Genomic DNA, 12347 nt, shown 5'->3' with positions numbered 1-12347 from the left:
CTTGCCACCTTGTATAACATGCCACTTTCACGTGGGTAGCATCAACTAAACTAACCCTCTCATAACCATTTCCGTTACAGCAAAACTTGCTACGTCATCTGCAAATTTCCCTGGTCCAAAGCCTGCATCGTATCCAAGCTCTTTTGCAAGCTCATGAGTTATTCTTGGTCCTCCACAAATTAACACAACTTTATCCCTAATACCTTCAGCCTCTAATAATTCCACTAAATTAGTAAGGTTTTGAATGTGTATATCCTTTTGAGTTACTGTTTGAGAAACTAAAAGAACGTCCGCTTTAAGCTCTACGGCTTTTTTAACAAATTCTTCATTTTCAACTTGGCTTCCTAAATTATAGGCCTCAATCATTGGATATCTCTCAAGGCCATAGTGCCCTGCGAATCCCTTCATATTCATTATTGCATCTATCCCTACTGTATGAGCATCTGTTCCCGTGCTAGCTCCAATTATTACAACTTCGCGCTTAATATTTTCTTTTATATATTCCCCAATTTGTTTCATATCCATTATTTCTACATCTACTGTTTGAACATGTACTTCTTCGTAGTTTACAGTATGCATTAAAGAACCATAAATTACATAGAAAGAGAATACTTTATCTAGAGAGGCATGATGAGCACAGTTTGTATCAACAAGGCCCATAGATTTTGCAAGTTGAATTGCTACTTCTACTCCTCTTTCGTTATCTTCAACTGGAAGTGTAAAACTCACCTGTACCTTACCATCATTCATAGTATCCCCATAAGGTTTAAGCTTTGTTAAGTCTAAATTTTTATTGAATTCTTTATTTTCTAATGAATATTGTCCTGCACTCATTACCTCTCCCCCCTTAACATTAAACCTACAAATGGATTAAAGTAACTCTTTTCTTTTTCCACAACTCCTGCAAGTCCTTTTCCACCAGTTAATGGCCTCCTTATTCCTGCAAATTTTCCTTGCTCTATAGTGCTAAATAAGCCTTCTTTCTCTATCTCTCCAATTAAATTCGCTGCTTTATTTAATACCTCATCAACTCTTGTTTCCATTATGCCACCTTTTTTAAAGGTGATTTCTGATCCTAAATCCTTCATAGTATTAAATATATATTGAGCATTGTCTATCGCTAATGCTCTATCTGACATAAACGGGGTATGTATTGCTTCTGTAAGCATTCCAAGAAGATGTATTTTTTGCCCTGTCATAATTGTAACCATGTTAAATAGTGCATCTTGTACTTGACCTTTAAATATATTGCCAGTCATAAACTTAGTTGGAGGCATATATTTCAGTGGTGCTTTCGGGAATATTTCTCTTGCCATTTGTGCTTGTGCTAATTCATATAAAAATCCATTTTCAAAGTCTGGACTTATCTCAAAAGCATGACCAAGCCCCATTTGTTCTTCTGGAATCCCAGCAATTAATGCAAATTGTTCATTTATAAATTGCGATGCAAGTACAGTATGAGCTTCCTCTACTGCATCTGATGTAGTTAAGTAGTTATCCTCTCCCGTATTTATGATAACTCCAGCAAATCCATTAATTATTCTTGAAAAATATTGGTCAACTATAGTTCTTTGCATGTTAATATCTCTAAAAAGGATTCCATATAAAGCATCATTGAGCATTACGTCTAACCGCTCTATTGCACCCATAGCAGCAATCTCAGGCATACATAATCCAGAACAATAATTACATATTCTTATATATCTCCCTAGTTCTTCACCTACCTCGTCAAGTGCAGTCCTCATTAGTTTGAAGTTCTCCTGCGTTGCAAATGTTCCCCCAAAACCTTCCGTCGTAGCCCCATATGGAACGTAGTCAAGTAGACTTTGCCCAGTGCTTCTTATTACCGCTATTATATCTGCACCTTGCTTTGCAGCTGCTTTTGCTTGGACTATATCTTCATATATATTTCCTGTAGCAACTATTACATATAGATAAGGTCCACTCTTATCCCCAAACTGCTTAAGATATGACTCCCTAATGCCTCTGTTTTCTTTAATTCTAGAAGTCATAGCTTTAGCCACTTTATCTATAGCATTTTTAATTTCGAATTCTTCATGCATTGGAATCTTAGTTAAATCCATATCACCTTTAGATACGCTTATAGCGATGTCTTGTGGTAAAAGTCCAGTTTCAACCATAGCATTTCCAATAAACATTGAAGCTCCAAGTGCTAGCCCATTCCCATTTTTAATGTTGTCCACAACAATATTTGGAATAGGAACTCCCACTTCATTTATCCCATCAACACCTAAAAGTCTACATACAGTTCTTTCTACCGTCACCGTAGTATGTACATCAATAAACTCTTGAATATCAAGAGCAATATTTTTAGCAGATTGCCTTGCTTTATCAACCACACTCCAATTTAAGTTCAATTTGCTTTCCATTTTATTCTTCCTCCTCATATAAACATTTTGCTATATCTACTATCTCCTCATCAAATCCTAGTAATACTGCAATATTAAGTGCATCTTTTGGTACTTTATTTTCTTTTGAAACCTTCTCTAGTTTATACTGCATATGCTCTTGTATTATTTCAACAGAATGAGTTTTATTTAAATTTATCTCTTTTTTAAGAGCATCAAAATCTACATTTTTGAGACCAGTTACTTGATAATGAACCATGTTATCAAGGGCTACTCCGTCATAATGAGTTGAAATTAAACTAACCGACTTAAATTTAGTCAAGTATTTACAAAGAGCTTTTACAAGGTAGTACCCTTCTTTTGGATTAGTACCTCTTGCAAATTCATCTAAAGCTATGAATCCATTCTCCCTTGTAGCACACTCTACCACTTCTTTAAGCTTTATTATTTCTGCTCCAAATGTACTTAAACCTTTAGAAATGGATTGCATATCGTCAGATACAAAATGAATAAAATTAAGAATCGGAAATTGTGACTTCTTAGCAAACACAAAAAAGCCCATTTGACCAAGTAATAAATTCAAAACAATTGTCTTTAATGTAACACTTTTCCCACCCATATTAGCACCGGTTATAATTGTCGCGCCGCTAGATAAATCTATACTAACTGGAGTAAATACCTTTGCACCTTTTTCTAATATCTCTTTGATTTCAGGATTAAAGGCTTCAATAAAATTGATCTCCATTTTTTCACATATCTTTGGACGAGAACCATTATAAGATAAGGATAAGTTTGCTTTAGCAATTAGAAAGTCTAATTTACCTATTGCTTTTATATTTTTGTTTATAAGTTCAGTCCTTTTAGAAATTTCAAGTGTTAACTCTTTCCTAATCCTTAGTTCTTCCTCTTCTTCTTCTATAACCAAATCTAACCTTTGTTTTCTTAAATTACTTGATTCCTCATCGGTTTTTGCAGCAAAAATTTCTTTTTCCATTTGTTTTTTCTTTTGACGTGTGTTTTTTAAAGCTTTAGAATACTCATCATAAACATAAAAAGTAGATATTCCATTTTTTTGTGGGTCTAGAAGGGAAATAATTTCATCTAAAGAATTTACACGAACCTCCTCTTTATTAAGATATAACTTATCCAAGATATTTTTTAGTTCTATTACCAAAATTGAAAAATATTTAATTTCATACAATTCAACTTCATCTAGCGTTCCGCCTTGACTAAATCTTTTAACAGAATTCCTAATATCTTTTATCTTATAAAATATTTTCTCTATTTTGTCATACTCATAAGTATTACTTCTCATGGATTCAATTATATCTTCTAGGTTATCTAATTCATGTGTTAATTCCATTGTTTCTGAAGCTTTAAACGGCCTAATGTTTTTTTTCTCACAAAGCCCATAAGAAGTGATTATCTCCAATTTATCCATAACAAAAGAAAATCCAATTTGAGTTCTCTGCTGCTTATCTAAAAACTTCATTTACTCCCCTCCAATTACATCAAAAACAGGCACATTTAATTTTTTTCTAAGCTCATGTGAAAACCTATTTTTATCAAATTCATACCCATAAGGTGATCTTGGATTGGCTGTAACGCATACTATATTAATAGGATTAATTGTTTTTATGATTCCACCTCTATTTTTAAATTTATAAAAAGTCTCTCTACTTAAAAATAACTTTGTTCCGTCCTCAACTAGAAAAATTACTCCTTTATACTTATTTGTGGATGTCATAATATCCTCTAATAATTTATCTGTTACTACACCCTTAATAACTACATAAGAAGTATTTTTATCTATTACATCAACTATTACCTTCGCTGATCCAAGTGCCGTAACAACATCTAACATTTTTATAGAATTATCTATGCAAATAATGCCTATTTTACCGATTTTAAAAACATCGCTTGCGAGCTTTAAAATAGACAAATCCTCTTCATTCTTCAAAGAAAGTAATTCCACGATGTGACTAGTTTCATCTACTACCTTTACCATGCTTTTTGACATTGCTGCTCCAGTTGATAAAATTGTAGCCTTTGTAATTGATGGTGAAGCGAAGGTTTTTCTACTTATTGCACCATCCACAATTACAAGATTACTTCCAAACCTTTTAAGCTCGTTACATATTAAGGTCATATAAGAATTTTGGGATGGACCCCCTAACTCTACATATCCATCACTTATTGCCCTGCATATAATTATTTCTCCCATCGGAGTATTAAAACCAGTAGTTTTTAAAATTTCGCGGGTAATATCACTATTTAATAAACATTGTTTTGCGGTAGCAATTATAGTTCCTTTTTCTATATAAATTTTAGGCTTTTCGGTATCAGTTACAACGTCCATTTGTTCCCCATCGCGTCCTATAGATGTAAGCCCAAGAATTATTTTCCCTCGAGCTTGCCTTAATATATGATTTAGAGTAGTTGTTTTCCCTACATTTTTACTCATTCCTATGATAGAAATGCTGTCATACTTTTGAATTATATTAAAAATGCTAGATGTATAATTCTTCAAATATTTTTCTCAATATTTTATTTTCTCTTAACTCTTCAAGAGTTATTTCAGCATGACCTTTAGTGTAGCCATTCCCAACAATCATAGTAATGTCTTTACCTACTCCTTCAGCTCCAAGTGCTGCTTTTGTAAAGCTTGTAGACATTGAGAAAAAGTAAACTATTCCATCATCTTTTACAGGTAGAATTGAAGACATTTCAGTATTTGGAACATTTACCATGTTTATTGCTACATCTACTTCACATCCATTGTTGCACTCCAGAGCAGCATTCATTACATCAATAGCTTTTGTAGCATCTCCAATAACTATTTTCATTCTTAAGCTTAATCTTTTTAATCTCGCTTTCTCTTCCTCGTTTCTTACAAGGCCTATAACATTTCCTGTGGGTCCTACTCTCTTAACAGCTTCATAGCAGCAAAGCATTCCTGATTTTCCTGCTGCGCCTAGCAAAAGAACGCTTTGGCCTGGTTTAACAAGTTTAGCTACTTGAGCTGGTGCCCCTGCAACGTCTAATGCCGCTAGAGCTAGATTTTCATCCATATCTTTTGGAAGTTTTGCATATAATCCACTTTCAAACAAAATAGCTTTTCCTTTTATTACAACTCTATCAATGTCTGGTTTAATATCTATAATTTCATCTATTCTTAATGGAGTTAATGATAATGAAACTAATGTAGAGATTTTATCGCCAACTTTAAGACCTATTTTCCCGTCTAGTGCTTCACCTATTTTTTCAACTGTTCCAATAAGCATTCCTCCTGATCCAGTTACCGAATTTTGCATTTTTCCTTTACCTGCTACAATTTTTATGATTTTAGCTTTTATTTTTTCAATATTATGTCCTGCTTCTTCATCTATTTGAGTAAAACTAGCTGAATCTATATTCAATGCTTGTACGTCAATTAAAATTTCATTATCGAATATATTCATATCATTTGAAATTTTAGTTGCTGGTTGAGGCAACACACCTTTTGGCTCAATCACCCTATGAGTTCCGTATTTGCACCCTTTTTTTTCCATATATTCCCCTCCTATATATTAATTGTTTTTCGCTTTGGCAGTCCCAATATCACTCTTGCTTCATGTGGAGTTGCGATTTCTCTATCAAGGTCCTTCGCAATTCTAACTACCCTTTCTACTAATTCTTCATTAGATTTAGCTATTACTCCTTTTTTAATATATACATTATCTTCAAATCCAACTCTTACATGACCACCCATAATAATAGCCATAGCTGCCATTTGAAACTCATATCTACCAATACCCGATACAGTAAACGTACTTCCCTGTGGTATACTTTCTACCATGAAAACTAGATCTCTTGGTGATGCAGTAATTCCTCCATTAACACCCATAACAAAATTAAAATGCATTGGTGATTTTATAAATCCTTTCTTTTGAAGTCTTATAGCCATGTCTATCATTCCCTTATCAAAAACTTCAATTTCTGGTTTCACATCAAATATAATCATCTTTTGACCAAATTCTTTAATAATATTTTCAGTGTTTACGAATATCTCATCTCCACCAAAATTACATGTACCTGCATCTAAAGTTGCCATTTCTGGCTTTAGCTCCACAGGTTGTACTCTTTCTGCATTACTCATACCAACTGCTCCACCTGTTGATGGCTGGACTATTACTTCTGGACATCTAATTTTAATAGCTTCAATACATTCTTTAAATCTTTTTATGTCTTGAGTAGGTGTACCATCATCTTTCCTTACATGTAAATGAATAATGCTAGCTCCAGCTTTATATGCTTTTTCAGCTTCTATTGCTATCTCAAGAGCGGTATAAGGCACATTCGGGTTATGTTCCTTTGTAACTTCTGCTCCACATATAGCTGCAGTAATTATTAATTTTTCCACATGTCACCTCCCTTTGTCCTCTTGGAGAGAATAATTATTTCCTCTGTTTGTCTTTTAGAACAACGCAAGTTCCACTTGCCTTGCAAACTACTATAGGTTCATCTAATACGTCGCAAGCTGAATCATTTATTTCAGGTCTAGGTACTATAACTTTTCTTGCTTCAAATATCATTTTTCTTGAAGAATTCCCTATCTTTATTATTTCTCCAACAGCTTCAATATAGTCCCCTGCATAAACTGGTGCCAAGAATTCCACATTATCGTATGCTTTAAATAATCCTTCATCACCATCATTTATAATTAGTAGTTCTGTAGCCACATCTCCAAATAATTGAAGCATTCTTGCTCCATCCACTAAGTTTCCACCATAATGTGCATCATGGGCACTCATTCTTAATCTTATTAAAGATTTCATTTTATCTTCCTCCTCTCATAACTTAATTTTATAATTATCAGTACCTATTTACTTCTAGATAATGCACCCTAGGAAATCTTTAACCCGTGGGTTCTCTGGGTTAACAAAGAAAGTTTTAGGATTTCCCTCTTCAACAATTTTACCTTTGTCCATAAATATCACCCTGTCTGCAACTTCCCTTGCAAAGCCCATTTCATGAGTTACAACGAGCATTGTCATTCCGTCCTTTGCCAATTCTTTCATAACATTTAACACATCACCTACCAGTTCTGGATCAAGTGCAGATGTTGGTTCATCAAACATTATTAACTTTGGTCTCATAGCAAGTGATCTGGCAATAGCCACCCTCTGTTTTTGACCCCCTGAGAGCATTGATGGGTAAAAATCCTTTTTATCAAGCAATCCTACCTTAGTAAGCAATTCCTCCGCAAAAGCCACAGCTTCTTGCCTTTTTACCTTTTTTACATAAGTAGGTCCTTCTATAATATTTTCTAAAACTGTCATATGTGGAAATAGATAAAAATGCTGAAATACCATCCCCACATTTTGACGCATTTTATTAATGGCATCTTCCTTATGTACTACTAACTCTTCTTCAAAATATATTTGTCCACTTTCATTAGTTTCAAGAAAATTAACGCATCGTAGTAATGTACTTTTTCCAGAACCACTAGGTCCTATAATTACTACAACTTCCCCTTCATAAACCGTCAAATCAATATCATGCAAAACTTGATTTTTTCCAAAGCTTTTGTTAATATTAGAAACTCGTATCATTTTTTTATCACTTCGTTTTGCCACTGTAATTACACCTACCTTTCATTGACAGCAAGTCGTCTTTCAAGTTTATTTACAAAGAAACTTAAAACACCCGTTATTATTAAATAATAAATTCCAGCTAATACTAAGTACTCCATAAACCGAAAATTAGAAGAACCTAACTGTTGAGCTTTTAGTAAAAGCTCACCAACAGCAATTGTACTTGCCAAAGATGAATCCTTGATGGCAATTATAAATTGATTACCAAGGTTTGGAACTGCACGTTTGAAAGCCTGTGGAAGTACAATTCTCCTCATAGCTAGAAAATTTGTCATTCCAATTGAACGTGCTGCTTCCATCTGTCCCTTGTCTATAGATTGAATTGAGCCACGAAATATTTCCGCTATATATGCAGCATTATGAGCTCCAAATGCAATTACCGCTGATGGGAATGGGTCAAGTCTTACGATATTTGCCAACCCAAAATATACAATAAAAAGCTGTAAAATGATTGGAGTTCCACGAATTATAGTTACATACAGAGTTGAAATATAATATATTATTTTAATTTTTGATAGTCTACCAAATGCAATAATTAATCCAAATATTACGCCTAATATTATAGCAGCCGCTGAAATTTTAAGTGTCTCAATAGCAGCTGGAATAAATATAGGAAACTTCTCATAAATTATACTAAAATCATAACTCAAATAAATTCCCCCTAGAGTATAACCCATTCTACTTAGCGAATATGTTATACTAGATTTTTCACTTTAGATCGTTTATACTTTTTATCTTTGAGTCTTTTGGTACAACTAATTGAGCCCCCGAGTTATAATATGGATCAGTAAAATTTACTACTTTAAGTCTTTCAGGAGTTACAGCCATACTACCAAAAATGCCATCATAACGTCCACTTCTTAGACCTTCCAAAATACCACTCCAATCAGTAGTTACTGATTCATACTTAACATCTAATCTTTTAGCTACTTCTTTTCCTATTTCAACATCAAAACCTGTTAATTTGTCATCGGGTGAAATAAAATTAAATGGTGGATAACCTCCACTTAAAGCAAAAGTGATTTTTCCTGCCTTCTTTACTCGTGCCAAACTACTATCCTTTGCGGGTGCATCCTTTGCCGCTGCAATTGTTTTTTCATATTTTACTCCTTCAAGAATATCTTTACCAAAATACTTATTGCTAATTTTTGCATATGTTCCATCTTCTATTATCGTCCCTATACTTGCGTTAATAGCTTGTCGCAGACTATTATCATCTTTCCTTACAGCAACTGCAATTGTTTCCGTATAAATCAAATCTCCCGCAAGTTTTAAATCTTTGTAATTAGCTTGCTTAATTCCATAAAGAGCAACTAGCTTGTCTGTTATTACACCATCAATCCTTTTGTTTGCTAATTCCTGCAGATTTAAATTATCATCCTTATATGACTTAACTTCTGTTATTTTACTGTATTCTTTTGCTTTTTCTCCATATGTAGTTCCTGTAACTACACCGATTTTTATGCCACTGGTGTTACTGCAACCAGCAACTAATCCTCCTACAGCAACTACCGAAATCATAATACAAAGAGTTTTAAATGAATTTTTCATTAGTAACCTCACTTTCTATTTATTATATTTATAAGTCCACGATAATATTAATTTTCTGATAGTTAAGCAATCATTTTATATTGTTAGCAGACCTTTAATCCATTTACCGAAAGAGAATTTTCACCAAAACTTGAGTTACTATTGTCACTAAGCACTTTATCTAAAAAGTTATAGATGATATCTGAAGTTTTAACAATAGAACTTATGGTTGCATATTCATCAGCAGCATGAAAGTTTTCACCATCAGTACCAAAAATAATTGCAGGTGCATTTAACCTAGAACCTAAGTAGTTAAAATCACCTATGCTTTTAAAATAAGATACACTTGCTTCGCATTCGCAAGTATCCTTTACTGATTCTAAGAAGGCAGCAACGAAATGATTTTGTTTTGCTACAATAAACGGCATAAATCCCTTGCTGCCATCTGTTGGCGCATCTCTAAAAGAAATTTTAAAAGTACTTTTAATATTTGCTCTTTTTATTGCATCCTTAATATAATTCTCTATTGTCTTTTCATTTTCACCTATTACAATATGCCAAAACAACTTGACTTTAGCATAATCTGGAACACTACAAGCTCCCCCATCGCTCTCTACAGCAATAACACATGCAACACCCTTTCCTAAAAATGCTGTTTCAATATAATCAATTTTTCCTAATTCACACATGAATTTTCCAGCATCCACCGCGGCATTTATACCATAATCAGGTAGAGCTGCATGAGCCGCTTTCCCGAAAAATTCAACTTCAAGACCATAACCACCTCTTGCACCAAGAGAAACATCTGGGAAAGATTTATTATTAAAAGCATCACTTGGCTCTGCAATAATTGAAAAATCTACATTCTCAAGTATTCCGTCTTCAATTAAAGCATTTGTTCCAAGCCCATAAGGACCCTCTTCATCAGAAACAAAAGTTGCAATAATCTTTCCGTGAAATCTTTTGTTAAGCTCATGAAATTTTCTAATAGCAAGCATAGAAGCGCAACAACCTGATTTCATATCAAGAGCACCAAGTCCATAAATTCTATCTCCTTCTACTAATCCTTGATAAGGATCCTTAGACCACCCATTACAAAGATTAACTGTATCCATATGACCATTAATACATATAATCGGACCATCACTTTCTCCAGTAATCTCACAGATAACATTTTCACCCTTAAACCCAGTAATTTTAGGTTCATAGTATTCATGAATGTATGCATTCATACCATTTTTTAGAAACCAACTGTATGTAAAATCCATGATAGCACCTTCGTGAAAGTAAGGACTGGGTCTTGAGATTAACTCTTTCATTAAGTTAATTGCTTCAGATGTTATGTTTTCTTCATATACTGTAGTATCTTGAGCTATTTGTAAGTTATGCTGTAACATTTTTGTCTCATCTTCCTCTCTAAATATAATTGTTAATTGCATAACCTTGTAATTAACTAAATATCAATGACAATTACCATTACAAGAATTTCTATAAACTTTTCAGTTATGATAAAATCTCATGCAAGTAATTCAAAACCGACGTTTTAAAGTTTCATTTCTTCATTTCAATCGTGAATGCATTTTTATTTATTTATTAATCATTTGTATATAAAATGATTTTTTTAATATATCATAAATCATTATGCTTATTTATTTCATATTTTCTTATTCTTTTTAATTCTATTTTTTTGATTTTTGCCTTACTATCCACTATTTCGCTTGTTATTCAAAATAATTATGGAAATCAATTGCAAATCATACCGCTAACAATTGTTTTGAAAATGAATTACCTCGTTAATTTATCATTCATATTTTCTAATTCTTAATCGATTAATTGTTACTTATAATACTGCTTTTTTATACTCAAGTCAAGTTTTATGCAGTTTCTTTTAATGTTTATTGCATTTTTCTGTTTTATTGTTATGTAATAGTTATCACTCATTTTTTCAATTTTTATATAATGATCCCTCTTTTTGATTCTAAAGATGCCACTTGCCACGTGAGTGCACCTTAAACAAAATATCTGAATGTCCCCATATTGAGGCCATTATTTATTCTTTTTTTATTATATTGTATATTTTTTAAAAAAATGTTGAAAATAATATATAACTGTTTAAACACAAGTGAGTGTTTAATAAGTAAAATATTGAAGATAGGAGAAGTGTAAATGGATAATAAAATGAGTGCAACTAAAAATAATAAGAAAGAAGACAAAAAATTTAAGAAAAAAAATATCAAGCATGGCAATGAAGAAAGTGCAAGAGTAGTTTTTGATCATATGGAAAAAAAAGATTAGAATAAATAAAAGAGAGATCAAAGAGCAGTGTTACCTTATACTGTTAAAAAAGCAGCACGATTATAAAGGAAAACAACTTAGGCTCAATTCTGGTATTCAGAGATAATACTACATCGTCAATCTAATACAATAATTATAAACAAATCCACAAGATTTCTTAAAATCTTGTGGATTTGTTTACTCAAATGAGACATAATTTTGGTTGTGATCTTTTTAAAAACCTACCCCATCCTTTATTATAAAATTATAATCAAAGCAACTTAATGCTAAGGTTATAAATACTAATCGTATAGACTATAACATTAACAAGTATATTACTTATTGAAGTTGAAATGAAAAGTATAGTAAGTATAAAGTTTACTAAAGCACTAATTCCTCCAAAAATTAATACTCCATAGATTTATACAAACTTTTTCTTCCCCATAGCTTTTTGTTTACCCCATATTTTTTTCTCTTTATCTAAGTTATTCATTAAATCACCTCCAACCTTATTTTTTAATACCATATTATTTATTCA

At 32.6% G+C, this 12347-nt stretch carries 12 protein-coding genes; 1 reads left to right on the top strand and 11 read right to left on the bottom strand.

What is annotated here, in order from left to right; genetic code table 11:
* Positions 1-45: 45 nt before the first annotated feature.
* The 11 genes from kamE to LGK95_RS14860 all read right to left on the bottom strand — a co-directional run bounded on the left by kamE (position 46) and on the right by LGK95_RS14860 (position 10974).
* Positions 46-834 carry a lysine 5,6-aminomutase subunit beta gene (gene kamE, locus LGK95_RS14910; protein ID WP_226125574.1) on the bottom strand — a complete coding sequence of 263 codons (789 nt, stop codon included), beginning with the start codon at positions 832-834 and terminating at the stop codon, positions 46-48.
* Positions 834-2390 carry a lysine 5,6-aminomutase subunit alpha gene (gene kamD, locus LGK95_RS14905; RefSeq protein ID WP_226125573.1) on the bottom strand — a complete coding sequence of 519 codons (1557 nt, stop codon included), beginning with the start codon at positions 2388-2390 and terminating at the stop codon, positions 834-836. The genes kamE and kamD overlap by 1 nt, the downstream gene beginning before the upstream one ends.
* 1 nt (position 2391) lies before the next feature.
* Positions 2392-3861, bottom strand: a complete 1470-nt coding sequence (gene kamC / locus LGK95_RS14900) for a lysine 5,6-aminomutase reactivase ATPase KamC (protein WP_226125572.1) — start codon at positions 3859-3861, stop codon at positions 2392-2394.
* The gene (gene kamB, locus LGK95_RS14895) at positions 3862-4899 is read right to left on the bottom strand and encodes a lysine 5,6-aminomutase reactivase subunit KamB (RefSeq protein ID WP_226125571.1); all 1038 of its coding nucleotides are present in this window, start codon (positions 4897-4899) and stop codon (positions 3862-3864) included. It lies immediately after the preceding gene.
* Complete coding sequence (gene kdd / locus LGK95_RS14890; protein WP_226125570.1) at positions 4880-5920, bottom strand: L-erythro-3,5-diaminohexanoate dehydrogenase; 1041 nt, start codon at positions 5918-5920, stop codon at positions 4880-4882. The genes kamB and kdd overlap by 20 nt, the downstream gene beginning before the upstream one ends.
* Positions 5921-5931: 11 nt before the next feature.
* The gene (gene kce, locus LGK95_RS14885; protein ID WP_226125569.1) at positions 5932-6771 is read right to left on the bottom strand and encodes a 3-keto-5-aminohexanoate cleavage enzyme; all 840 of its coding nucleotides are present in this window, start codon (positions 6769-6771) and stop codon (positions 5932-5934) included.
* A gap of 34 nt (positions 6772-6805) precedes the next feature.
* On the bottom strand, positions 6806-7186 hold the full coding sequence (gene kal / locus LGK95_RS14880; RefSeq protein ID WP_226125568.1) for a 3-aminobutyryl-CoA ammonia lyase: 381 nt from the start codon (positions 7184-7186) through the stop codon (positions 6806-6808).
* A gap of 54 nt (positions 7187-7240) precedes the next feature.
* Positions 7241-7963, bottom strand: coding sequence for an amino acid ABC transporter ATP-binding protein (locus tag LGK95_RS14875; RefSeq protein ID WP_226125591.1), 723 nt, complete (start codon positions 7961-7963; stop codon positions 7241-7243).
* Positions 7964-7998: 35 nt separating this feature from the next.
* Positions 7999-8655: an amino acid ABC transporter permease gene (locus tag LGK95_RS14870; RefSeq protein ID WP_226125567.1), complete on the bottom strand. Its 657-nt coding sequence runs from the start codon at positions 8653-8655 to the stop codon at positions 7999-8001.
* A gap of 58 nt (positions 8656-8713) precedes the next feature.
* Positions 8714-9556, bottom strand: coding sequence for a transporter substrate-binding domain-containing protein (locus LGK95_RS14865; RefSeq protein ID WP_226125566.1), 843 nt, complete (start codon positions 9554-9556; stop codon positions 8714-8716).
* Between the two features lie 83 nt (positions 9557-9639).
* Entirely contained in the window at positions 9640-10974 is a 1335-nt protein-coding gene (locus LGK95_RS14860; RefSeq protein ID WP_226125565.1) for a M20 family metallopeptidase, read from the bottom strand.
* 727 nt (positions 10975-11701) lie between these two features.
* On the opposite strand from LGK95_RS14860, the gene LGK95_RS22475 reads away from it, so the two are divergent.
* Positions 11702-11830: a CPC_1213 family protein gene (locus LGK95_RS22475; protein WP_264174571.1), complete on the top strand. Its 129-nt coding sequence runs from the start codon at positions 11702-11704 to the stop codon at positions 11828-11830.
* Positions 11831-12347 lie beyond the last annotated feature (517 nt).

Source organism: Clostridium algoriphilum, from assembly GCF_020443705.1.
In the GTDB taxonomy this organism is placed as follows: domain Bacteria; phylum Bacillota; class Clostridia; order Clostridiales; family Clostridiaceae; genus Clostridium_AD; species Clostridium_AD algoriphilum.
The sequence above is the reverse complement of the archived record's forward strand: the minus strand, read 5'-3'. Positions and strand labels throughout refer to the sequence as shown.

Excerpts from the sequence above, each read along its gene's own strand:
- kal (WP_226125568.1), bottom strand. The coding sequence starts at position 7,186 with ATGAAATCTTTAATAAGATTAAGAATGAGTGCCCATGATGCACATTAT.
- kamD (WP_226125573.1), bottom strand. The coding sequence starts at position 2,390 with ATGGAAAGCAAATTGAACTTAAATTGGAGTGTGGTTGATAAAGCAAGG.
- LGK95_RS14875 (WP_226125591.1), bottom strand. The coding sequence starts at position 7,963 with ATGATACGAGTTTCTAATATTAACAAAAGCTTTGGAAAAAATCAAGTT.
- kdd (WP_226125570.1), bottom strand. The coding sequence starts at position 5,920 with ATGGAAAAAAAAGGGTGCAAATACGGAACTCATAGGGTGATTGAGCCA.
- LGK95_RS14865 (WP_226125566.1), bottom strand. The coding sequence starts at position 9,556 with ATGAAAAATTCATTTAAAACTCTTTGTATTATGATTTCGGTAGTTGCT.
- LGK95_RS22475 (WP_264174571.1), top strand. The coding sequence starts at position 11,702 with ATGGATAATAAAATGAGTGCAACTAAAAATAATAAGAAAGAAGACAAA.
- LGK95_RS14860 (WP_226125565.1), bottom strand. The coding sequence starts at position 10,974 with ATGCAATTAACAATTATATTTAGAGAGGAAGATGAGACAAAAATGTTA.
- kamE (WP_226125574.1), bottom strand. The coding sequence starts at position 834 with ATGAGTGCAGGACAATATTCATTAGAAAATAAAGAATTCAATAAAAAT.
- kamC (WP_226125572.1), bottom strand. The coding sequence starts at position 3,861 with ATGAAGTTTTTAGATAAGCAGCAGAGAACTCAAATTGGATTTTCTTTT.